Source organism: Agarivorans sp. B2Z047 (assembly GCF_023373605.1).
GTDB classification, from domain to species: Bacteria; Pseudomonadota; Gammaproteobacteria; order Enterobacterales; family Celerinatantimonadaceae; genus Agarivorans; species Agarivorans albus.
In genome coordinates, this window is the sequence record NZ_CP088080.1 from 4,404,476 (window position 1) to 4,428,908 (window position 24,433).

General features: G+C 45.5%; 20 protein-coding genes. 8 read left to right on the plus strand and 12 right to left on the minus strand.

The features are described 5' to 3' along the window. Positions 1–69 precede the first annotated feature (69 nt). On the plus strand, positions 70–2,469 hold the full coding sequence (locus LQZ07_RS20380) for a PilZ domain-containing protein (protein ID WP_152784376.1): 2,400 nt from the start codon (positions 70–72) through the stop codon (positions 2,467–2,469). Here LQZ07_RS20380 and serB read toward each other — a convergent pair. Continuing rightward, a complete protein-coding gene (gene serB / locus LQZ07_RS20385) occupies positions 2,458–3,456 on the minus strand; it encodes a phosphoserine phosphatase SerB (RefSeq protein ID WP_227981521.1) in 999 nt (332 codons plus the stop codon). The genes LQZ07_RS20380 and serB overlap by 12 nt on opposite strands. Positions 3,457–3,466: 10 nt before the next feature. Between serB and LQZ07_RS20390 the strand changes: the two genes are divergently transcribed. After that, a complete protein-coding gene (locus tag LQZ07_RS20390) occupies positions 3,467–4,255 on the plus strand; it encodes a YtjB family periplasmic protein (protein ID WP_016401415.1) in 789 nt (262 codons plus the stop codon). Here the strand turns inward: LQZ07_RS20390 and deoD are convergent. The 6 genes from deoD to LQZ07_RS20420 form a co-directional block, all read right to left on the minus strand. Then, on the minus strand, positions 4,252–4,956 hold the full coding sequence (gene deoD / locus LQZ07_RS20395; protein WP_016401416.1) for a purine-nucleoside phosphorylase: 705 nt from the start codon (positions 4,954–4,956) through the stop codon (positions 4,252–4,254). The genes LQZ07_RS20390 and deoD overlap by 4 nt on opposite strands. Before the next feature lie 58 nt (positions 4,957–5,014). After that, positions 5,015–6,235, minus strand: coding sequence for a phosphopentomutase (locus LQZ07_RS20400; RefSeq protein ID WP_152784374.1), 1,221 nt, complete (start codon positions 6,233–6,235; stop codon positions 5,015–5,017). A gap of 10 nt (positions 6,236–6,245) precedes the next feature. Continuing rightward, entirely contained in the window at positions 6,246–7,577 is a 1,332-nt protein-coding gene (deoA, locus tag LQZ07_RS20405) for a thymidine phosphorylase (protein ID WP_152784373.1), read from the minus strand. Between the two features lie 31 nt (positions 7,578–7,608). Beyond that, positions 7,609–8,382, minus strand: a complete 774-nt coding sequence (gene deoC / locus LQZ07_RS20410; protein WP_016401419.1) for a deoxyribose-phosphate aldolase — start codon at positions 8,380–8,382, stop codon at positions 7,609–7,611. Between the two features lie 100 nt (positions 8,383–8,482). Beyond that, positions 8,483–9,721: a NupC/NupG family nucleoside CNT transporter gene (locus LQZ07_RS20415; RefSeq protein ID WP_152784370.1), complete on the minus strand. Its 1,239-nt coding sequence runs from the start codon at positions 9,719–9,721 to the stop codon at positions 8,483–8,485. A gap of 377 nt (positions 9,722–10,098) precedes the next feature. Continuing rightward, complete coding sequence (locus LQZ07_RS20420) at positions 10,099–10,269, minus strand: XapX domain-containing protein (protein ID WP_016401421.1); 171 nt, start codon at positions 10,267–10,269, stop codon at positions 10,099–10,101. A gap of 187 nt (positions 10,270–10,456) precedes the next feature. Between LQZ07_RS20420 and LQZ07_RS20425 the strand changes: the two genes are divergently transcribed. Then, the gene (locus tag LQZ07_RS20425; protein ID WP_152784368.1) at positions 10,457–11,878 is read left to right on the plus strand and encodes a hypothetical protein; all 1,422 of its coding nucleotides are present in this window, start codon (positions 10,457–10,459) and stop codon (positions 11,876–11,878) included. A gap of 58 nt (positions 11,879–11,936) precedes the next feature. On the opposite strand, the gene LQZ07_RS20430 is transcribed toward LQZ07_RS20425, so the two are convergent. After that, positions 11,937–12,731, minus strand: a complete 795-nt coding sequence (locus LQZ07_RS20430) for a TatD family hydrolase (RefSeq protein ID WP_152784367.1) — start codon at positions 12,729–12,731, stop codon at positions 11,937–11,939. Positions 12,732–13,295: 564 nt separating this feature from the next. On the opposite strand from LQZ07_RS20430, the gene LQZ07_RS20435 reads away from it, so the two are divergent. From LQZ07_RS20435 to LQZ07_RS20450, 4 genes are all read left to right on the plus strand, one after another. After that, positions 13,296–14,291, plus strand: a complete 996-nt coding sequence (locus LQZ07_RS20435; protein ID WP_016401424.1) for a BMP family protein — start codon at positions 13,296–13,298, stop codon at positions 14,289–14,291. Positions 14,292–14,355: 64 nt separating this feature from the next. Further along, positions 14,356–15,921 (plus strand): ABC transporter ATP-binding protein, encoded by a 1,566-nt coding sequence (locus LQZ07_RS20440; protein WP_152784365.1) that lies wholly within the window; start codon positions 14,356–14,358, stop codon positions 15,919–15,921. Then, a complete protein-coding gene (locus tag LQZ07_RS20445; RefSeq protein WP_016401426.1) occupies positions 15,918–17,039 on the plus strand; it encodes an ABC transporter permease in 1,122 nt (373 codons plus the stop codon). The genes LQZ07_RS20440 and LQZ07_RS20445 overlap by 4 nt, the downstream gene beginning before the upstream one ends. A 1-nt stretch (position 17,040) precedes the next feature. Then, the gene (locus tag LQZ07_RS20450) at positions 17,041–18,006 is read left to right on the plus strand and encodes an ABC transporter permease (RefSeq protein ID WP_016401427.1); all 966 of its coding nucleotides are present in this window, start codon (positions 17,041–17,043) and stop codon (positions 18,004–18,006) included. A 77-nt stretch (positions 18,007–18,083) separates the two neighbouring features. On the opposite strand, the gene prfC is transcribed toward LQZ07_RS20450, so the two are convergent. Next, on the minus strand, positions 18,084–19,673 hold the full coding sequence (gene prfC / locus LQZ07_RS20455) for a peptide chain release factor 3 (protein ID WP_152784363.1): 1,590 nt from the start codon (positions 19,671–19,673) through the stop codon (positions 18,084–18,086). Between the two features lie 441 nt (positions 19,674–20,114). Between prfC and LQZ07_RS20460 the strand changes: the two genes are divergently transcribed. Beyond that, positions 20,115–20,816 (plus strand): PEP-CTERM sorting domain-containing protein, encoded by a 702-nt coding sequence (locus LQZ07_RS20460; RefSeq protein WP_152784361.1) that lies wholly within the window; start codon positions 20,115–20,117, stop codon positions 20,814–20,816. 44 nt (positions 20,817–20,860) lie between these two features. Here the strand turns inward: LQZ07_RS20460 and LQZ07_RS20465 are convergent, their stop codons facing one another. The 3 genes from LQZ07_RS20465 to LQZ07_RS20475 are packed head-to-tail and all read right to left on the minus strand — an operon-like array spanning position 20,861 to position 24,109. Next, entirely contained in the window at positions 20,861–21,895 is a 1,035-nt protein-coding gene (locus tag LQZ07_RS20465) for a DUF2955 domain-containing protein (protein ID WP_152784359.1), read from the minus strand. Continuing rightward, on the minus strand, positions 21,885–22,979 hold the full coding sequence (locus tag LQZ07_RS20470) for an HlyD family secretion protein (RefSeq protein WP_152784357.1): 1,095 nt from the start codon (positions 22,977–22,979) through the stop codon (positions 21,885–21,887). The genes LQZ07_RS20465 and LQZ07_RS20470 overlap by 11 nt, the downstream gene beginning before the upstream one ends. Before the next feature lie 56 nt (positions 22,980–23,035). After that, positions 23,036–24,109 carry an AI-2E family transporter gene (locus LQZ07_RS20475; protein WP_194164185.1) on the minus strand — a complete coding sequence of 358 codons (1,074 nt, stop codon included), beginning with the start codon at positions 24,107–24,109 and terminating at the stop codon, positions 23,036–23,038. Between the last annotated feature and the right edge of the window lie 324 nt (positions 24,110–24,433).

Here is a 24,433-nt window from a genome sequence, read left to right on the forward strand (position 1 = left end):
TGAAGATTGTAAAGATTGAGACAGAGTTTTGACAGTAAAACCAATGATTAAGGATTAATACCCAGCAACATGTCGGAAAGCAAGCACTACGCCTTAATAGAACGATTACTACCATTATTGGGAAGCAGCGACTTTAACCAAGTATTTAAGCGCGCAACTCAAGACCTTCCTAATAATGAAAGTTTCTTGCTCAAAATGGAAATGAATCGTCTATCCGCACCTTGCCAACGATTGGTAGACCTTCGAGGAAAAGTAGACGGCGAATGCCAAGAGTTTCACTACCAAGGTAAAACCCACTACCTCGATGACATCGCCATTAAGGTATTTAAACAGCAGCTAAAACTCTATAACCAACAATACACACTAGGCATCTACGAGAAACTGCAAACTACCGAGAACAACTTCAAGGTGATGCAGAAGAAAAATATTAGCCCGCAAGAAGCCGCTGCGCGGCGCCCCAAAAATATCATCGCTAGGGCCGTGCGTTTAGGCCACTATATCGGCAGAAGTGAAGAGCGCATGCACCTCACTGCACCACTGCGAATGGCGGGTGTAGACGGTGCGCTATTTGATGCTAAAACCTCCAACATGTCGGTATCTGGCCTGCGTGCTAAGGTCGATAGCCAGCGAGAGTTCTCTGTAGATGAACATTACTTCGTATATTTCACCGGCTTAGAAAAAGAGTTTGTAAACCGCGTATTAAGCGCTGGCACCGAATATAAAGTGGTCGGAATCGACCGCAAGGGTCAGCAGCAATGGGTAAGAATGATCGTGGTTGACCCAAGCGAAGAGTTTAATAACTTCTTCAAAAACTTTTTACGCTCCTATCGCGGGCGTTACAAAGTAGACGTCGACAACATTACAGCAGCAGTTATCACCAAAGGTTATGAACAATACTTAATGCCGCGTTTAAGCAGCGTGCCTTTGTATTTTAGCGGCCAAACGCCAGCAAGCCTGCGTTATGCCTTAGCCACGCAGAATAATCTCGACCTGCTCTCTTATTGGCGCGATGAAACTAACCACAGTCATTTATCTCAACTGTTTCATCCACCAAGGATGATGCGCTACCAAGCCTTAAGCAGCGGTGAAAGCCTGATCTATTGCTTTACTCATACTGCGAACAATCGCTTATTTTTCTACTCAGCCAGCAGCGAAGAGCTTGCCGAGCATCCAGAACTGCGCGATCTTTACTTCGCCTTTGGCTGTCGCAAACCCAGCTGGAAGGTATTCAAGTTTCAGTATCAACCTGCGCAAGCCAGCGATGCAGAGGTAAGCTCTCCTTTACCCAAAAAAGATTCGCCAATTGAACGAGAGCGTGTCGCCAAAGCTTTAGATGGATTAAGCATGGTTGGCTTGTTAAGTGATGTCACCAACCAGCATATCGATGAAAGCTACCAGCAAAATTACCCCTTGGACGGTAACCCCAACAAGCTGTCGCTGTTTAACCAGAGCAAGCAACCAATCAGCAAGTTTGAACAGGTAAATTACAAGTATTTACAGCTGCGTAAAGAAAATCGCTACCAATACCGCTCTTTGATAGAAGTAGAACATCAGGGTAGCAACGAAACCGGCTGGACCAGCGATTTCTCCATTAGTGGAATGAAAATAGAAGTAGAAACGCCACTAGAGTATAGCGTTGGAGACACAGTTTACTTGGCACTACCTCAGTTCCAAAAGCTGGTGAAGAGTTTCGAGCTGTCTCACTTAGCCTATGAGGTCACCAACTGTAATAACAGCCACACCATTTACAACTTAAAAGTCATCGAAGTAAAAGGCCAACAACACCAAGGCAGCGCCTTTTTCAAACAGCTTATCGACAACAACTTAGATAAGTTGCCAACCCTTCCCGAAGGCAAAGCCATTGCCGGTTTATCTGACGCACTACGACAAATCTTCTGTGCGCCGCTATTTTGCCGTGCCATGTTCATCCATAAAGTGCCTGGCGCTTTAGAGGTTAAGTGTGTGAATTACGGCACCTTCGCCCAAGCAAGCGATAACTGGTTAAACATTGATAGCAGTGCCCATACGGCCGACTTAAGTAAGTTTCTAGCCAGCGAAAACCTAGCGTCATTTCTCGCCACTCAATTGCGTAGTCATGCGCCTAGTGATAACCCAGAACACATTGAAGTAATTACCGTAACGGCGAGAAAGAACGACAAGTTATTATCGGTACGTTGCAGCAGCAATTTTAATTCTGTTCAGCAATTACGTGAGTTTGTTAGCCTAAGTTTAGGCCGCGGCAAGGTGCATGCTTTTAACCTGCAGTTATCACGGGTTGGCCGACCAGATACCGAATATATTCAACGCGAACTCGATTACATTAGCCATTATGCGATTCACCGCGCTAAGCAGTTAGAAGACGAGCTGTGGAGTGTTGCAGGGGTAATAGAAGTGACGGATGTAACCGAAGAGTTGATGCAGCGCTTTAACTTAAGCACTGCACCCCAGCCTTTAAAACTAAGCAGCTAGCATTTTAGCGGCGCGAAGAATACACACCGCGCCGTCTAAATCACTGTGTTTAATCGACATCTGCGCTTGTTGCTGCACTAGAGGCTTAGCATGAATGGCGACCCCAAAATCGGCCGCAGCTAGCATTTTAAGATCGTTTGCTCCATCACCAATCGCCATAGTTTGGCTGGCAGCATACTGCTGTTTAAGCTGCATCAAAATATCGGCTTTTGCCTGAGCATCAACCACCGGACCTAATACTTGGCCAGTTAAGGTGTCGTTTTCAATTTCTAAAACATTGGCTTGCACGTGGTCAAAACCTAAGTCTTGCTGCAAACGCTCAGCGAAATAAGTGAAGCCGCCTGAGGCAATCGCCACTTTCCAGCCAGCAGAGTGGATGGTGTCAATTAAACGCTGCAAACCAGGCATCAGCGGCATGTTATCGGCTACCTGCTTTAAGATGCTTTGTGGCGCATCTTTTAACAGCGCTACTCGGCTACGTAGGCTTTGTTCAAAGTCTAGCTCCCCGCGCATTGCCGCTGCCGTAACAGCGCTCACTTGTTCGCCAATATCGGCCAACACTGCAATCTCATCGATACATTCAATTTGAATAGTGGTGGAATCCATATCCATCAACACTACGCCTGGCTGGCTTAAATCTGGTAGCTGATCTAGTACCACCAAATCAAAGTTAAACTCAAGCCCCGCCAGCTTCTCCTTGCACCATTGGCTATCAGCTTGGCTTTGCAACAATACGCAAATGTTGCCCGCTTCTGGCATTAGCCCGCAAAAGTTCAAGGCGGTTGATTCATCAACCAAGGGACGCAATACAGCAAAGTCTGGTATCAGTAGTTCTTTGGCCCAAACCAAGATATAGGCACCAGTTAAAGCTTCGCGAGTTTCAACCAGCCCTTGTTCAGGACAAACCCGGTAGGGAAACTGCTTTAAAGCCACAGACCATTGGCTTAAAGATTGCGGTAAGCTTTCAAGACTATGTGGAGATTGCAAAACGAGATCCTTGTTTCTAAAAATTGCGGCGCATCAAGATAGCGTATTGCTTTTTGGTTTGGCAAGCACCTACAATGGCTTTAAGCATAAAAAAGAGGTTCGTGTGGCCAAATCTGCAGTAAGACGCTATCGAATTATTCAATTCACCCAATTGCTTCTCGCCATTGCGTGTTGTGTTTGGGTACTTTATTACTATGTGACCCTAAAGCACAATGGTGAGCAGTTAATTGAAAATCAAACCGAGAAACTGGCTCGCTCCCTTACCTCGTTAGCTGCTTTAAATGCCGCAGGCTATATTGGTGAAAATAGCCAAGCTGAGCTGAGCGAATTGGTTAATGCCTTAGTCAAAGAACATTTTGTAAAAGATGCCACCATCTATGACCATCAAGGTTTGCGTTTAGCCGAATCGCAACAAGCCTTACCGCTTTCACAGCTGTTACCTTTAGCAGGTCAAAGCCATACTCCCTTAGAGGGCTTAGGTCGTAGGCCTTACATTGCAGAGATTAGAGGTGAACAAGGTGAAAGCCTAGGCTACTTGCGTATTACCCTAGAGCATACAACCCTGCTGGCCGAAGCGAATACTTACATCACCAATGGCCAATCAAAAATCATGATTATGTTTTTGATGTCGATAAGCATTGGTTTTTTGTTAACACGGGTATTATCGAGGAAACGCCATCTTGCCACGCTGTTTAATATCAATAAGCGGGCTGAGCGAAAAGAAGCGAAAAAGGCCAAGAAACTTCTAGCAGACATTGCTGCTAGAAGCGATAACACTAAAGATAAAAGCCCAGCTTAAAGCAGCGACTCCAGGGTTAGAGTGATCATCTCGTTAAAGGTAGTTTGACGCTCTTCTGCGGTAGTTTGCTCACCACTGCGAATATGGTCAGAAATGGTTACAACACACAAAGCCGCTTTACCACACTCGGCAGCTACGCCGTATAAGCCCGCGGCTTCCATTTCTACCGCATAAACATTGTGTTTTTCCATTACATCGAACATATCAGGCTCTGGAGAATAGAAAAGATCGGCTGAGAAGATGTTACCTACTTTAGCGTCAATGCCTTGTGCTTTAGCGCTATCTACCGCTGCACGTAACAAGTCATAATTAGCAATAGCGGCAAAGTCGTGGCCTTTAAAACGGCTACGGTTTACTTTTGAGTCAGTACAGGCTCCCATTGCAATCACTACATCGCGTAATTTGATGTCGTTGCTTACAGCACCGGCACTACCTACACGGATAATGTTCTCAACACCGTATTGGGTGTACAGCTCATGAGCGTAAATAGAACAGCTTGGAATTCCCATGCCTGAACCCATTACCGATACACGCTTACCTTTATAAGTACCGGTGTAACCTAGCATGTTACGCACGCCAGTTACTTCAACTACGTCTTCTAAAAATGTCTCTGCAATGTGTTTTGCACGCAAGGGATCGCCCGGCATTAATACGGTTTCTGCAAAATCACCTGGTGCTGCATTGATATGTGGGGTTGCCATATAGTCTCCTAATTAAGTTTGTTCCAAGCAGCTAGCAACTTGCTGCTGCTCGTCATTGTTATTCTTGTAAAAAGCTAGTGCCGTACTCTAAAGCAGGCAGTTTCATGTAATCGGCGATGGTTTGGCCAATGTCGGCAAAGGTATCGCGTTTACCAACATTTTTAGCGGGTAAATTTTTGCCGTAGAAAATGACAGGAATATGTTCACGAGTATGATCACTGCCCGGCCAGGTTGGGTCACAACCGTGGTCTGCGGTAAGAATCACGATATCGTCCTCGCTAAGCTTATCCAGTAGTTCAGGTAAACGTTTATCGAAGTATTCCAGTGCAGCTGCATAACCAGGTACATCACGACGATGCCCATATGCTGAGTCGAAATCGACAAAGTTAGTGAAGATGATGCTGTTGTCTACTTGGCGATCCATTTCACTCAAGGTTAAATCAAACAAGCCTTCTAGGCCGGTTGCTTTTACCTTGCGAGTAATACCTTGCTGGGCATAAATATCGGCAATTTTACCAATGCTCACTACCTCACCGCCAGCTTCTGCCATGCGGTCTAACAAGGTGGGCGCTGGCGGCAATACCGATAAATCTCTGCGGTTACCGGTGCGGGCAAATTCTTTTGCGCTGTTGCCCACAAATGGACGCGCAATCACCCGGCCAATGTTGTAAGGGTCCACTAGCTCACGAGCAATTTCACACAGCTTAAGCAAACGCTCTAAACCAAATGTTTCTTCATGAGCGGCGATTTGAAATACACTGTCGGCAGAGGTGTAAAAAATCGGCTTACCGCTAGCCATATGTTCTTCACCTAAACGCTCCAGCACTTCGGTGCCCGATGCATGGCAATTACCAAGGTAGCCCGGTAAATCTGCACGCTTAACTAACTCGTCAAGCAAGCTTTGCGGGAAGCTATTTTCAGGCTCGCTAAAGTAGCCCCAATCAAACAATACTGGTACGCCAGCAATTTCCCAGTGACCACTTGGCGTGTCTTTACCGCTAGACATTTCGGCGGCATAACCATAGTTGCCAATAGGCTGAACCTGAGCGTCTAATCCTGGCGGAAATACTCCACCACTTTCGCCGCAGGCTTGGCCCAAACCTAATCGATTTAAGTTAGGAATTGTTAGCGGGCCACTACGGCCTTTATCGGCATTTCCTTGGGCACACTGCTCGGCAATGTGCAGCATGGTATTAGCACCTTGATCGCCAAACTTTTCGGCATCATCACTGGCACCAATGCCAAAGGAATCTAGCATTAATATAATTGCACGTTTCATAGGGGTCTCCTTAACAAGGACCAATACGCTGATAAACAGGGTTTACATCGGCCTGCGCTGAGCTAGGTTCGTCGAGTTTAATCGCCTGTTGAATTTGTTTTGCCGCTGCTTGCCAAGCATCTTCGTCGTTGGCATGCATCATCAACAAGTTTTGTCCCTTGTCTACCACATCGCCTAACTCTACTAGTTCACTAATGCCCACGCTGTGATCAATGGCGGCTCCCGGCACACTTCTACCGCCACCTAAGCCTACTACCGCCATGCCCAACTCTCGGCAATCTAGTTGCTTAACCATGCCGCTTTGTTTTGCGGCTACTGGCTTCACAACCTTAGCTTGAGGCAGGTAATGTTCGCTGCGCTCAACAAAATCACTTGGCCCACCTAAAGCACTCACCATTTTGGCAAAACGCTCTAGGGCTGCACCAGAGCTAATGCTAGCGGCAAGTTTACCCTCGGCCTCTTGTTGAGAGCTGGCTAAACCGCTAGATAGCAGCATTTCACTAGCTAAAGCCTTTGTTACCTGATGTAAGCGATGCGCTGAAGTATCACCTTTTAAATAACGCAAGGTTTCAGCAATTTCTACCGCGTTACCTGCGCTGGGTGCTAAAGGCTGGTTCATATCGGTTAACAAGGCGCAGCATTTAACTCCCGCAGCATTAGCCACTTCTACAATGCTTTCGGCCAAGGCTTTCGACTGGGCAAAGTTAGGCATAAATGCGCCACTGCCAGCTTTTACATCCATCACTAACGCTTCTAAGCCCGAGGCAAGTTTTTTGCTCAAGATAGAAGCTGTAATTAACGGGATAGACTCTACCGTAGCGGTCACATCACGAATGCCATATAAGCGTTTGTCGGCTGGAGCCAACTCACCGGTTTGGCCAATAATCGCAATACCCACATCCTTCACAATGCTTTCAAACTGCTGCGATGTGGGGCTGATAGAGTAATTAGGAATAGCTTCTAATTTGTCTAAGGTACCGCCAGTGTGGCCTAATCCACGCCCCGAAATCATCGGAACATGGCCACCACATGCAGCTACCATTGGCCCCAAGAGTAACGACGTTAAATCACCCACGCCACCAGTAGAATGTTTATCCACTACAGGCCCAGGCAAATTAAGATGATCCCAGTTAAGCACTTGCCCTGAATCACGCATTGCACAGGTTAGCGCGGTAGCCTCGGTACCATTCATACTGTTGAAGTAAACCGCCATGGCAAAAGCGCCAATTTGGCTATCACTTAGTTGGCCGTTGGTAATACCGTCAACCATAAACTGGATTTCTTCCAGCGACAGCGCTTGGCCATCACGTTTACGTCGAATAATTTCTTGGGGTAACAACATGAGCATTCCTTAACTCTTATCGAAGAATTAACTAATAACCAGCGCCAGCTTGAGCGTTCTCATCACCTGATATAGTGGCTTGCAATGCAGCCAATAAACTTGATGCGCCAAAACGGAAATGCGCTTGGCTTAACCAATCGTCGCCAAGTGTTTTAGTCGCAAGATCTAGGTAAATTTTCGCTTGTTCGGCACTTTTAACTCCACCTGCGGCTTTAAAGCCACAATCTGGGTTAAATTCAGCAATCGCTTTTAGCATGATTTCTGCCGCTTCTGGCGTGGCATTTACTGGTACTTTACCGGTAGAGGTTTTAATAAAGTCTGCGCCCGCTTTAATCGACAACTCACTGGCTTTAGCAATCAGTTCTGGGCTGTTTAATTCGCCACTTTCAATAATTACTTTCAGCTTTATCTCGCCACAGGCAGCTTTACAGGCTTTAACTAGATCAAAGCCCACTTGCTCATTGCCGGCCATTAAGGCACGCCATGGGAATACAACGTCTACTTCGTCTGCGCCATAGGCTACAGCAGCCTTCGTTTCAGCTACAGCCAACTCCACATCATCTTCACCTAAAGGGAAGTTAGTCACAGTAGCAATTTTCACATCACTAGCATCGTGTTCGGCCAATACCTTACGAGCAAATGGAATGAAGCGTGGATAAATACAAATAGCCGCAACTTGGCCTTGAGCCGATTTAGCTTGAGCACATAAAGCCGCCACACTCTCGCGAGTATCGTCATCGTTAAGAGTAGTGAGGTCCATTAAAGAAAGGGCTTGACGCGCCACAGCAGTAAGAGACTGAGACATAACTATTCCTCAAAGTTTAAGATTAAACCTAATGCCAGAGCAGCAATAGATTGAACTGAAATAGAGGCTTCTTGGCATATTGCCAAGAAGCCTTACTAGCTTATAGCAGGCTGAAGAAGAAACCAGCAAGTGCAGCACTCATTAAGTTAGCTAATGATGCAGCCGCTACAGCTTTAAGACCTAGGCGAGCAATATCACCACGGCGTGATGGCGCCATGCTACCTAAGCCACCTAATAAAATTGCAATTGATGATAGGTTAGCAAAACCACATAGTGCAAAAGTAACAATTACTTGAGTGTGCTCTGATAGTGTTTCGCGAATATCAACAAAGTTAATGTAAGCAACAAATTCGTTAACGATAAGCTTTTGACCAATAAAGCTACCCGCTTGAATGGCCTCTGCCCAAGGCACACCAATAATCCAAGCAACCGGTGCGAAGATGTAACCTAAAATAAGTTCAATGGTTAGGTCTTCAACACCAAACCAGCCACCGATGCCACCAACCATGCCGTTTAGCAACGCAATCAAACCAATGAAGGCAAGTAGCATTGCACCTACGTTAAGTGCTAAGTGCAAACCGGTAGAAGCACCACTTGCTGCAGCGTCGATAACGTTAGCTGGGCGATCTTCTTCGGCTAAAGTAGCGTCCATATCTTGCTCAGAAGCATTAGTTTCAGGCTTGATGATTTTAGCCATCAATAGGCCACCAGGTGCTGCCATAAATGAAGCAGCAATCAAGTACTTAAGCTCTACACCTAAACCCGCGTAACCCGCTAATACAGAACCTGCAACCGAAGCCAAACCACCAACCATAATGGCAAACAACTCAGACTCGCTCATTTTAGGAATGAAAGGTTTAACCACAATTGGCGCTTCGGTTTGACCAACAAAGATATTGGCAGTAGCAGACATAGACTCTGGGCGGCTAGTGCCTAATGCTTTTTGTAGAGCACCACCAATTACCAAGATGATCTTCTGCATAATGCCAAGGTAGTAAAGTACCGCGATGAGTGAAGAGAAGAATACAATAATAGGCAATACACGAATGGCAAATACAAAGCCAACACCGTTACCAAACATTGCATCAGTGCCTAAGCCACCAAACAAAAAGTTAATACCCGCTTGGGCACTGTCAATCACCGATTGAACACCACCTGAAACAGCAGCTAGCACGTCTTGGCCAAATGGAAGGTAAAGTACAAAGGCACCAAATCCAGCTTGGATAGCAAAAGCTCCCAATACGGTACGTTTGTTAATTCGTTTTTTGTTATCGGAAAGCAAGAATGCAATCCCCAGTAGCGCGAGTACGCCGACCAAGCTCATTACTGTACTGTTCATACGTGTCCCTAATGTTTAATTATATTTTTTGTGAAACTTACATCGTTTCTATCTTCTTGCCACCAGCACAAGAAGCCTTCTACAACGTGTCTGTTTAGTATTCCATTACATTCAACTATCTGATCAGGTAACTACCTTAATGCCGGCTGAGCTGCAATGGATTCTACTGCCGGCGATCATACCTAGGGTTTTTGGCCTAAATGATAACTAGATCAAATCTAATCGACTTATTAGCCGTTTCAGAGACCTTACTTACCAAATGTGTTTATGCCATACTTCTTCCTAAGGCGACTATCGATTCACAACCTTACTAAGCAAACTATAGGAAATATCAAATCTTATACCTAAACGATTAGCCAAGTTGCTTAACGAATTTGTTACGAAAAAAAACGTTCCAAGACATTTTGGTAGGCCATGCCTCCCAAATAGATACCCAAAATACCAATGATGCCCGATAGCACCGGCGGAGCAGGTAGTGGCAGTTTAATAGCACTAAAAACCACGCCAACCACCGCGCCAGTAATTAAGGCAATAATAACTTCGTACATTTTCTTTCGTCCTTTAAATACGTGGGAACTTGCTAAAGGCACAGCGCCATTGCTGTTTTGCCCCTCAGTTCATGGCTGGCAGTTTAAGTTTCTAAGTTGTTAAAAATCGTGAGACTGATCACGGGACAATAGTCAAAGATTAGTCAAACTAGAGTTAGTTACTAAATATGTTGAAAAGGAATACAAAGTGACAGCAGCACTTGAACCTGAAAAAGAACAAAAATTCGCCTACAGACAACGGTTTAACTGCTGTAAGAATTGCCGCTGCCCCAATTTTGGATTAACCGAAAGCTCAGACTATTTAGCCGAAAGTCATCAATTGGGTTATCCCGCTTTGCATTGCAAAGCGTGTGGTAGTTACCCGCCTCTCGTTGACAGCCACAGCGTAAACTTGATTGTTGAAGAACGCACCAAACTACACCTAAGCAAGGCCCCTTGTGGTTGCAGCAATTGCGAACCTGGCTTCTTCCTAGGCCCAACTACCGGCGTTAAACGCTACGGAAAAACCGGTGCTAACAGCCAACGTTACCAATGCCGAAAATGCCAAAGCGTCTTTACCCAAGTACACGTGAAAGGCAATGAACAACTGTGCCGTTTATTCAATTCTCTAAGCTTAGGCCACAGCCCACAGAAAATAATGCAGCAACTGAACATTGCGCCAAAAATCTATTACCAACTGCTACAGCGCCTATTTCACTGTTTACGGTTTTATTCGCGCCAGCAAGAGGTAATGGCTCTCAAACGCCAGTTTTTAGCGATTCATACCGAAAGCAATGTGCATGAGTTTTCCGAACAAAAACGTGTTTGGGCGCTGTGCTCTAGCGAGGCGCAATCAGGTTACGTATTGCTGCATACCCATAACCAAACGCAATTGCAGCTTAATGATTCGGTTTACTATCAGCAACAAGCGTCTACGAGGCTACCAGCACTGCAAGATAGTCCCATTGTAGAGGCCTTAAAGCGCCGTTATCAGCTTACTCTGAACCGTTATCACTTTGAAGATTTACACTACGGTCCCACCTCGCATCTGCGCGGTACTCAAATTATTCAACCGGCAATTTGTGCTTACGCACACTTTCAACTTTTATCCGGATTTACCCACAAAGTCGAACATTTTCACCACTATATCGAACACGAAAGCAGTATCCGCGGTGCCGCTCTTATGAGCTGTGTTGAACAAATACGAGAGAAATCTGCCGATGTGTATTACATCTATCAGCATCCTCGTACTCAATCAGATATGGGCGCTGCAGGTAACAAAGTAGGTTGGTGGAATGACCGCTGGTATCCAGCGCCTTTTGGTGCGTTTTGTGGCATTAGCTCAGGCCAGCAAGTCCCCGCTCCCATCGACTTACCTCGTCCGCAAGCTTGCCAGAACTTCTTTGAACACCTTGAGCAAAACATGTCGAAGCAGCTAAAAAGCGCCAGCTCGGTTGACGCCTTATTTGAAATTAATCGCGCCCTATTTAACTACGTCATCACCGACCAAAACGGAGAGACACCCGCCATGCGACTAGGCGCTAGTGAACAACCACTAAGTGGAACCACTCTAGTAAGTGCAGCCGTCGCCGCCGTTAATGCCGACCATATCGACAAATTTAAGGCTTAAACCTTAGTAGGCTTGCTAACTAGCTTAAGTATCTATTCGCCGGCAAAGCCATAGAGCTTTAAGATTCTATTCTTAAAACTTGTAGGCTGTTGTCCCATAGGCGCTGCTCAAGCTCTTGAGATGATTCGCTGCGCAGTGCTGCTAATTGCTCAAAAATAACTGAGAGATTAAGTGGCGTATTGTGCTGTTGTTGCATCTCAAACAAAGGCATATCTGGTGCGTCGGTTTCTAGCACTAAAGCATCTAGCGGTAGGCGCTTTAAGGCCTTGCGCGTTTTTTCCGAACGCGGCCAAGTAATGGTGCCACCTACGCCAATTTTAAAACCCAAATCAACAAAGCGGCTAGCTTGTACATAGCTGCCACTAAAACCGTGAATAATCCCACCTTGGTCAAACTGAGCTTGTTTGAGTAGATGAGCAACGCGATCATGCAGTCGCACCGAATGGATAAGTAAGGGCAAAGCTTGTTGTTGGGCCGCCTTTATTTGCCAATTAAAGGCAAACTCTTGATGGGCGTTGGTTTCGGGGAAACGACCGTCTAAACCACACTCTCCCCATGCACTAAGCCGCTCTCGATACTGTTGCACTATTTGGCCTAAAGCCTCTAGTTCGCCGAGCAATAACTCAGGTTCTCCCTGCAAGGCATTTTTATCTAAAAAGCATGGATGGTAACCCAGGGCAATTTTCAACATTTTTAGGGAAGATAGGTCGACTACGGTTTGCCAGTTTTCTGGGCCCACAGCAGGTACTACGCAGCCTTGTATATTGCAGCGTTTGAACTCTGCTAAGTAACTGGGTAAATCCTGCTTAAATGGCGCGAAGTCCAAGTGACAATGGGTATCAAACCAGGCCATTACTCGCCTTTGTCCTGTTTAGGGTGCTCTTGAGGAATGCAACTTCGACAAGGTTTGTCCAAACCATTTTTATGGAGCCAACTATCGTAACAAGCGATATAGTGGCGAAAAAGCCTGATTATTCGAGCAACCATAGACCACCTCTTCTGCTGAGCTTCATGTCACTTATAGCAATTTTACCCACATATATAGGTAATATGTCTTAAATAGCCAACAAATTAAGATAAATACTGAGAATAGCGTATTGAATTCAGTAATTCTTAATCCTACTCTACCAATGGATCACTGTATATAAAGAGTGGTTACAGGGAAAATAGTTAGTATTCGAAACGCGACACCGACAATATCTAGTAAGTCATGCTCGATGGTGCAACACATTCCCAATAGTAGATTACACTTAGTAAGTTTAAGTAGGTGTTTACTATCCTTGGATAAATGCACTTCATCAACAATGAATACATCGGCTGTGAGCTTCGCCATTTACGCAAGTGTACTGCTTGGGCCTGTTCCAGTAACGCTGACCGAACTAGATAAAATATTTCAATAAAAAACAGGGAGTTTGACGTGAAAACATTCACAACCAACCTTACAGCTGCAGCTTTAGCAGTTGCCTCTTTTAGTGCGTTAGCCGCTAAACCAGCCGTTGTTTATGATACTGCCGGCAAATTTGATAAATCATTCAATGAAGCTGTTTTTCGCAATGGCGTAGAAGTATTTAAAAAAGAAAAAGGCGTTGATGTACGCGAATTTGAACCACAGAATGAAGCGCAACGCGAACAAGGTTTACGCCGTTTAGCAGGTCGCGGATTCAGCCCAATTGTTGCGGTAGGCTTTAACATGGCATCAGCCGTTGAGAAAGTAGCAGCCGAATACCCTGATACTCAGTTCACCATTATCGACATGGTGATTGATAAACCCAACGTTCAATCGGTGGTATTTAAAGAACACGAAGGCTCTTTCTTAGTTGGCGCATTAGCAGCCAAGGTATCTAAAACCAATACCGTTGGTTTTGTAGGCGGTATGGATATCCCGCTTATTCGTAAATTTGCTTGTGGCTATGAGCAAGGTGCGGTTTATGCCAATGCCGACACCAAAGTACTGCAAAACATGACCGGCTCTACGCCAGCTGCTTTTGCCGATCCAGCTAAAGGCTCAGAGCTAGCTAAATCTCAGTTTTCTCAAGGTGCTGACGTTATCTATGCTGCAGCAGGCGGAACCGGTTTAGGTGTTTACCAAGCCGCTAAAGATGCAGGCAAATATGCCATTGGTGTTGATTCAAACCAAAACCACTTACAGCCAGGCACTATGTTGACCTCAATGGTTAAGAAAGTGGGCGCCGTTGCTTACAGCACTTGGGAAGAAGGCATGGACGGTACTTGGCAGCCAGGTATTAAAGCCTTAGGTCTTAAGGAAGATTCTGTTGATTGGGCGCAAGACGAGCACAATGCTTCATTAATCACTCCAGAATTGAAAGCATACGTAGACGGAATTAAAGCCGATATTATTTCTGGCAAAATTACTGTTCATGACTACATGTCGGACAACACCTGTAACTACTAAATGCTAAAAATACGCGCCAACCTCGAGTTGGCGTATTTTTACTGGCTAGAAATGGAAATCGAAATTGATTCACGCAGCTGATTTTGCCATTAAACTGGAAAAAATCGATAAGCGCTTTGGCAGCGTTCATGCCAATCGCAGTATCGACCTTGCCATTCCTAAAGGCACAATTCATGGAATTATTGGCGAAAATGGCGCCGGTAAATCCACCCTAATGAGTATTATTTACGGCTTCTATCATGCCGACTCTGGCTCTATGCAGGTACATGGCCAGCATTACCAACCACATAACTCTCAAGAAGCCATCAAGGCGGGTATTGGCATGGTGCACCAGCACTTCATGTTAGTGGATACCTTTACTGTGCTAGAAAACATCGTTCTTGGTGCAGAAGACGGCTGGAAGCTTGAAGACAGTTTAAGCGCAGCGCGTAAGAAGCTTAAGCAACTAGCCAAAGACTACGGTTTAGATGTGCCACTAGACGCTATAGTTGGTGAGCTAGCGGTAGGTTTGCAGCAACGTGTAGAGATCTTAAAAGCCTTATATCGTGGTGCCAAAATTCTCATTTTGGATGAACCCACAGGGGTACTCACGCCGCAAGAAGCCGATCACTTGTTTACCATTTTAGGTAAGTTACGTGAGCAAGGCACCACCATCATGATTATCACCCATAAGCTTCGTGAAGTATTAGCCATTACCGACAATGTATCGGTGATGCGACAGGGAGCAATGGTTGAACATGTAGTAACAGCTGAAACCAATCAAGAGCAACTTGCAGAGCTAATGGTAGGCCGCAAGGTATTGCTGCAAGTAGAGCGCGGTGAAGCGAAACCACAAGCGCCTTTAATTGAAGTGAACAAGCTTAGTTACATAGATAGTGCCGGTGTTAAACGCGTAAAAGATATCTCGTTTAATGTTCGCGCAGGAGAAATCGTGGGTATTGCTGGAGTATCCGGCAATGGTCAGTCAGAAATTCTTAGCTTATTAAGCGGCATTATCACCCCAAGCAGCGGCAGCATGACGTTAAACGGACATACCATTGACGCCGAAAGCCATTACAATCCGCGCAGCATTAGGTCCATTGGCGTAGGCCACATTCCTGAAGACCGACACAAGCAAGGGCTTATCAATAAATTTGCCGCCAAAGAAGCTTATATACTCGGTTATCACCACCTCGAGCAATACAACAAAGGGGTATTGCAAGACAAGCAAGCGATTGAACAGGGCTGTCAACAAAGCATGGAAAAGTGGGACGTTCGCCCAGCAGATACCAGCTTAAAAACCGCCAACTTCTCGGGAGGCAACCAACAAAAGTTGGTGATTGCTCGCGAGATGGAACAAGACCCAGACATTCTTCTGGTTGGCCAACCTACCCGTGGCGTAGACATTGGTGCTATCGAATACATTCACCAACAAATCATCCACTCGCGTGACGCAGGTAAAGCAGTATTGCTGGTCTCGGTTGAGTTAGATGAAATTGTCAACTTAGCCGATCGAATCATTGTGGTCTTTGATGGCGCGATTGTAGGTGAAGTTAGCGCTGAACAAGCGGATGAACAAACCTTAGGATTAATGATGGCCAACATAGTGCCAGAGCATATAAAAAACACCGCGCAGGGAGGTGAATTATGAGCCAAGCTCAGGTACCTGCATGGGTCAGCGTTGCCCTATTACCTGCAATCAACGTGTTTGCCGCATTTTTAGTGTCGGCCTTGCTGTTCATGTATATCGACATATCACCCATCGATGCGATTAAAGTGATGTGGACCGGCGCGTTTGGCTATGCCGAAGGCATTGGTTATACCTTGTATTACACCACTGGATTTATCTTTACCGGTTTAGCCGTGGCCATCGCCTTTCACGCTGGTTTATTTAATATTGGTGGCGAAGGTCAAGCCTATATTGGTGGCTTAGGGGTTGGTTTAGTCTGCTTAACCTTAGGCGAGTTTGCGCCTTGGTATGTGGTATTCCCTGTCGCCATTGTAGTGGGAGGTTTATTTGGTGCAGCTTGGGCGTTTATCCCTGCTTACTTACAAGCCAAGCGTGGTTCACACATCGTAATCACCACCATCATGTTCAACTTTATTGCAGCCTCATTAATGGCCTATTTACTGGTTGATATTCTTAAACCTGAGACCACAATGGCCACCGAAAGCCGAGTTTTTGCGGCGTCTTCTTGGCTACCAAAAATGCATGAAATGCTTAGCTGGGTGGGTGTGAGCATGTCTGCGAGCCCGCTCAATTTAAGCTTCATTTTCGCCTTACTGTGCTGTTTGTTGCTGTGGTTATTTATTTGGCATACGCGCTGGGGCTACGAAATACGCTCGGTAGGTTCTAACCCTAGCGCTGCCACTTATGCAGGTATTAGCTACGTTAAAATCGTGATTATTGCGATGCTGATATCAGGCATGCTGGCCGGCTTCTTTGGCCTTAACGTACTGCAAGGTGAACTACACCAAATCAAATTAAACTTTGTTGAAGGCTTTGGCTTTACCGGTATTGCTGTAGCACTGATGGGCCGCAACCACCCTCTCGGTGTATTACTCGCCAGCTTACTATTTGGTTTCTTATACCAAGGTGGCGCAGAGTTAAGTTTTGAGTACGGTGTAGACCGTAACATCGTTGTTGTTCTTCAAGGTTTGGTGATTCTATTCTCAGGCGCGTTAGAGCACATGTTTAAGCCATCACTTGAACGTACTTACCTCAAGCTTTTTGCTAAAAAAGCAAGCCCATCAGAAGGAGTCGCTTAAGATGTTTGAAACAATTATCTTAATGTTAGACGCCACCATACGGGTTGCGACGCCGCTTATCTTCGCTTCGCTGGCCGGTATGTTCTGTGAGCGCTCGGGTATTGTGAATATTGCCTTAGAAGGCAAGTTGCTCGCTGCAGCATTTGTTGGTGCTGCAACAGCGCATGTAACGGGCTCGGCTTGGTTAGGTTTACTAGCAGGTATTGGCATCTCGGTACTATTAGCGCTTTTACACGGCTTTGCCACCATCACTCACCGTGGTGATCATGTAGTAAGTGGTATGGCGATTAACATTTTAGCGGCTGGTTTAACGGTGACCCTTGGGCGTCACTGGTTTCACCAAGGCGGTCAAACCCCCGCCTTAAGTGGCGATGCCCGCTTCGCGCCTATTCAATTGCCGGGTGCTGAAGCAATGGCCGATGTGCCAGTGATTGGTTTGTTGTATTCAGAGCTGATTAGCGGCCACTCGGCCTTGGTGTATTTGCTAATCATAACCGTGCCTTTAGCGTGGTATGTAATGTTTAAAACCCGCTTTGGATTACGTTTACGAGCGGTGGGTGAATCACCAGCAGCGGTTGATACAGCGGGTATCTCAGTAGTGAGAATGCGTTACAGCGCGGTGATTATCTGTGGCTTACTGGTCGGCATTGGTGGCGTGTACTTGTCGGTGGCGCAAACTGCCCAGTTCATTCCCAACATGAGTGCCGGTAAAGGTTACATGGCGTTAGCTGCGTTGATTTTTGGCAAGTGGCGACCATTTACCGCATTGGCTGCATGTTTACTGTTTGGTTTCTTGGATGCCATGGCAATACGTTTACAAGGCGTCTCCATTGGCGACTTCGCGATTCCAGTGCAAGCCATTGAAGCGATACCATACGTACTTACCGTGTTCTTACTGGCAGGCTTTATCGGTAAAGCTATCGCGCCAAAAGCGATTGGTGTTCCTTACACCAAAGAGCGCGAATAGAACCTTACTACTAGCAACAAAAAAGGTCGCTTTATGCGACCTTTTTTTTATGGCGATAAAACTAGCTTAAAAGCGGCTTAGTGTTCGCGAGTTTGCATAAACTTAACGTCTGGGTAACGCTCGGTGGCGAGGTTTAAGTTAACCATTGTAGGCGCTAAATAAGTTAAGTTGTCGCCGCCATCTAAAGCTAAATTATCGTGAGCTTTCTTCTTAAACTCTTCAAACTTCTTAGAATCGTCGCTAGCGCACCAACGCGCAGTGGCAAGGCTAATGCCCTCGTAAACAGCTTCTACTTTATATTCAGTGCGTAAGCGATGTACCACCACATCAAACTGCAGCACACCTACTGCGCCAACAATTAGGTCATTGTTACGCATAGGGCGGAATAACTGCACAGCACCTTCTTCAGATAATTGAATCAATCCCTTAAGCAATTGCTTTTGCTTCAAAGGATCTTTTAGTCGAATACGGCGGAACATTTCCGGAGCAAAGTTAGGAATACCGGTAAACTTCATGGCTTGGCCTTGAGTAAAAGTATCCCCAATTTGAATGGTGCCGTGGTTGTGTAAACCGATAATGTCGCCAGCAATCGCTTTTTCAGCAGCGGCGCGGTCGCCTGCCATAAAGGTTACTGCATCAGAAATGCTTACATCTTTACCTAAGCGTACATGACGCATTTTCATGCCTTTATTGTATTCACCAGACACAATGCGCATAAAGGCAATACGGTCGCGGTGTTTAGGATCCATATTCGCTTGGATCTTAAATACAAAACCCGAGAAGCTATCATCAGAAGCGGTAACCTCACCTATATCAGTAGCACGTGGCTTAGGTGCTGGAGCCCAATTAGTTAGGCCTTCTAACATATGGTCTACACCAAAGTTACCCAGTGCGGTACCAAAATACACAGGTGTTAATTCACCGCTTAAAAACAGTTCAAGGTCAAACTCGTTAGACGCACCTAGCACCAGCTCAAGCTCATCACGCAAGGTTTCGGCAAGCTCATCGCCTACGGCGGCATCTATTTCGGGGTTATCTAAACCTCTGATGATTTGTTGGTCTTGAATGGTATGGCCTTTACCAGTTTGGTAAAGAATCACTTCATCTTTAAGAATGTGGTAAACACCTTTAAACAATTTACCGCAGCCAATTGGCCAAGTAATAGGTGCGCACATCATGTTAAGTTCGCTCTCTACTTCATCCATTACTTCCATTGGGTCACGAATATCGCGATCCAATTTGTTCATAAAGGTAACAATAGGCGTATCTCGTAGGCGAGTGACTTCCATTAATTTACGGGTACGATCTTCTACACCTTTCGCCGCGTCAATCACCATCAAACAGGAGTCAACTGCAGTTAGGGTACGGTAAGTATCTTCCGAGAAGTCTTCGTGTCCGGGAGTATCTAGTAGGTTAACAATACAATCGTTAAACGGGAACTGCATCACCGAGGTGGTAACCGAGATACCACGCTCTTTCTCCATTTCCATCCAGTCAGATTTAGCGTGGGTAGCGTTACCGCGACCTTTCACTGTACCGGCTTTTTGAATCGCGTTTCCGAATAACAATACTTTTTCAGTAATGGTGGTTTTACCCGCATCCGGGTGAGAGATAATTGCAAAGGTTCTTCGGCTAGCAATATCTTGCAAGAGTGAAGCGTTAGACATCGAATCAATTCTTCTAATTTGGTAACGCGAGGATGCAGCAAAGCGGCAATTTGGCCGAAACAGCACAATCACCCAGCGTTTAGTTAATCGTAATTGGCGGGTATTTTCGCCGATCTAGCTTTGATAAACAATCGGCGCTTTAGTTGCTATTGGAAAACCTTAGCTTTCGATAGCGAATCGGTAAGAGTTTTACGTGTACCTACTCAATTTAAAGGCGTGAATTACTCAATACAACAACTCCCTCTTTGTTAAACCAGCAAGCACTTTAGTATTAACTCCACTTATTACCTCAAAAGCAGCGATTAATTCGTCAGTATTCTTTACACCCAGTATTTATTGTTAATAAAAACAGTAAGAAAAGTGTTACTGGCCATGGACTTGCGAGTTTGGTAGAGTAATTGCCTAGAACTGGTCGAACCATTTATATCAAGGAAGATTGTTTTGAACCGCAAACATGTATTATTCGCCGTTGTAGGCTTACTTACCACTTTTGTTAGCCAAGCCAGTGTGATTACTTTTGATGAACTGGCCAACGGTGAAATTGTTAATGGTCAATACCAGTTAAGTCATGGTGTTAGCATAGATGGAACCAATGTACGTTTAGGCCAAAACAATTTGGCCGTCGCTTTTGATACCAGCCTTATCAATACTCAAGACCCAGATTTAGAGTCGCCTTTTAGCAATATTAACCAACCCAATTTAGGTATTGCTAATCCTGGCAATGTACTCATTATTCATGAGAACCCAAACTCGTGTAATGGCCTTATTTGTAACAACCCAGATGACGAAGGGCGTCGTCCTGCAGGTTACTTCACCATTAAATTCTCAAGTTCGGTATACCTTGAGAGTATCGACTTTTTTGACATTGAGCTGGCAGAGAATGGCTACACAGCACAAAATGCCATTCACTTGTTTGATGCGCAAAACAACGAAATTTTCCCAACTGATTTCTACACTCCGCATACCGGCGGCGACAATACTTGGGACCGCTTGGATTTTGCAGTAGCCGAGGTAGCCTCAATGCGTATTCACTTAAACGGCTCTGGCGCTATCGATAACATTCGCTTCTCGGTTCCCGAGCCTGGCAGCATTGCCCTATTTGCACTAGCCTGTTTTAGCTTGGTGGCAAGACGCTTTAAATAAAATCAAAAACGCCGCTTACCCTAAGCGGCGTTTTTAGTTAAACCTCATTCATTCGGCTTAAGCCAAGCCAACTTATGCACTAAGTAAAAACTGCCCACCACATACAAACCCACCATGCTTAACTGGAAGATACGCGCATAAAACTTAGTGGTTGCTAAGCCGCCATCACTGCCAATAGTACTGCCCAATATAATGATATAAGCCGATAGGCCAGCTGCTACTATCGCGCCTTTAGGATGCAGGTAAATAGCTTGGGCGATCAGCATAAAACTAAGGGTAATTAGCAGCGCCATAAAACTAAACTGCGGCACTGCAACCAATAAATTAAATACCAGCACAGCAATTAACCCACCTACAATGTTGGTGAAAATAATTCCTATACTGGCTTTTGCGCCTTTGGTTAACTCGGGGTTTTGCGCCAAAATAGCCACAAAAATAACCACCAGCAAATCACTGAGTTTATCAAAAGCAAAGAAGTAGATAATAAGTGGCAGTATAACGATGGTGCTAACCACTGCCTGACGGCAGGCATCTTGATGTTTTAGAATCGGCGCTTGCTGCTTTTCTGCTCCTTGATGGAAGTCGTCTTTCACTGGTATCAGCCAATGCACAAAGGCCACTATCAACAAGGCCAAAACAAAGGCCAGCATAAAGTCGACAACAAAACTGGACGCTGCTGCTCTGCTAGCACTGGCCAACATCGGCAATGCGATCAGCGCCACCAACAGAAATAGAACCACTAACTCATTTAAACCAGTACTGGCTCGGTAAAATACAAAAAACAAACACCAAGCAAGAATAATAAACAGCAGCAATGGATAAGGCTGGGCAATAAGCACAACCCCAAGCCCCACCAGAAAACAGCTTAATACCGCTAGCGCTAAGGTTTTAATTAAGGCCAAGTTTAACGGGGGCTTGCCAGGCAATAACAACTGAGCGGTAAAAATGGCAGTAACAAATGACATACTCCACTCTAGACTTACCGCCAGCACCAGTACCAAGGCACTCACTAAGCTAAAGCGCAACATATGCGCTTTTAGAGGATTAGCAAGCCGCGAGCTTAAGGCCTTAGTAGACATAAGAGAACCAGCTTTTAACCCTTAAGGCCAGCTTAGCCAACGCTTTCATAATGAAGGTGCCTTCGGTATATATCGTTACATCTGCTTGTGCACCAATTCGTCGTAAGCCATGGGCAGTATCATCAGAGAATTTGATTATTACCGGAAAGCGCTGCGGATCTCGCAACCAACCGGCGGTTTGCGGAATAGTAGGTAGCACACCTAAGTTGTTAGATTGACCATAATTAACTGCAAACCCAATTGACACCACCTCGCCTTTGAAGATTTTGCCTGGTGCAATATCTAGGGCTATTTCCACCAGGTCGCCCGCTTTAATATTGGCAATATTGTTTTCTCGCATGTAGGCCTCAATCCACACCTCTTTGGTGGTGACAAAAGTCATCAGCGGTTGGCCTTTATTGGCGTAATAACCAGCTTCTAGCTGTAAGTTAGTCACCCCTCCCTCAGAAGGCGCAACAATTACGGTTTTAGATAAATCCAAACGGGCTTTGCCCAACTTAGCTAAAGCGGATTGCAGCTTAGGGTTATCTTCGCCGCTCACCCCAAGATTTTGTTTAGCTTGCTCCAACTCTGCGTTGGCCTTGGCTACTGAAGCTTTAGCTTTGGCCACATCGCTGCGCGCTCTGTCAATGTTTTGCTGCGGCACTACATTTTGGTCTTCTACGGCAAACAAACGATTAGCATCGGTAAGAATCGCTTGATAAGAGGTGGATGCTTCAAGTAAGCGAGCTTGCGCAGCCGAAACGCCAGCAGTTCCTGCGCCAATTTCTTGCCCGGCTAACTCCAATGCAGCTTCGGCTTGCGTGACCGCCAGTACGTATTCTTCTTCGGCTACCTTGGCCAAAGGCTGGCCTTTTTCAACTAACTGGTTGTTCGTAACATTCACTTCAACCAGCTTGCCCGATACCGAGGCGGCAATCGGCACCACAAAACCAAATACTCGAGCATTGTCGGTATTGGGCGTCACTCTATCGCCCACGACATAAATAATAAAAACCAAAATACACAGAGCAAATACCAACAACGAACTTTTACGTAAAGGGTTGCTTGGCGCAGCTTCTGAGGCTTCATTTTGTTCAGACATCGTGTTTCTCTTATTTCCGTATTTATTTTACTTAAGGCTAATTTTTGTTTTGCTACTTATTCGTTAGCATCTGCCTGCTCTTGAGAATTTAGCTCTAACCATGCTACTAACAAGCGGTAACTAACTGCTAGAACTACTGCTCCTAAGAACAACCCAACAAAGCCAGACATTAGCATACCCCCTAAAGAACCTAACAAAATCACCAGCATGGGCACATCTACGCCGCGCCCCAGCAATAAAGGTTTGAGCACATTTTCACTAAAGCCCGCTAGTATGCTCCATACAGCAAAAATCCCAGCCACCACGGTGGACTCGTGGTTAAAAACATAAATAACCACCGGCAATACCACTAAAAAAGGCGGTAACTGGGCAATGGCTAAAATCAGCACCAATACCGACCATACAGCCGCCCCCGGTACGCCTACGGCAAAAAAGCCGATTGATAGCAAAGTAGCTTGAATAACCGCAACACCAAGCACGCCTTTTGCCACACTTTGAATAGTATTGCTGGCTAAATTGGTTAAGTAGCTACCATACTTACCTGCCAAGGCATTTGCTAACGATTGCGCTCCCAATACCGCTTTTTCACCGTTTGCCATAAATACTCCGGCAATAATTACCGAGAAGCAAAACATCAACAGGCCGCCAATAAGCCCACCAGCAAAACCAATCACCTTGCCAGCCACATCCCCCACTTGGCTTGCATAAGTACCTAAGTAGCGCTGCAAATCACTGGCAGCCAAGGACCACTGCGCATGAACTTTTTCGCCAATTAAGGGCCAAGATTTGATTGAATTAGAAGGAGGGGGAATTTCAAAGCTGCCCTGCTGAACTTGCTTACCTACAGCAGCTAAACTGTCGATTGCTGCAGTAGTCACCTTAACCCCAGGTACCAAAATTATGGCTAGAAACACCAGCACAATAATGGTGGCTGCTACACCACCTTTACCCACCACATTTTTGAGTTTTAAATACAGGGGGTTAAGCGCTACAGCCAAGATCATCGCCCAAATAACTGGGGTAATAAAGGGCCGCACAATGTCGATACACCATGCTGCTAGCAAAAATAGTAAACCTATTTTTATGGCGGCTTCCATTGCACCACGCTCAAAGGTTTTTTGATTCAACATATCCATGTTCTCTACGTTATTAAAGTGAACTGAAGTTGCTACCCTGCCACTTCAGTGATGCTAAATAGTATAGAGAATAAGCCAAGTAATTGTTTAGTTTATTAAAAACAATCTATAGATAATTTTGCTGATTTAAGCGCCAGCTTGTTACACAGTTTTGCCACTAAACTAGTGCCTGTTGACCTTTGGTGTTGAAATTTCGTTCGCTTATCTGCACCCTCCGGGCAGCATTTCTTAGCCATTTATTCAGCGTTAGCGAGCGATTATTGAGCCCTCTCAACTTCACGCTCACTGCCTTGCCTAAATGGCTAACAAATTGCTGCA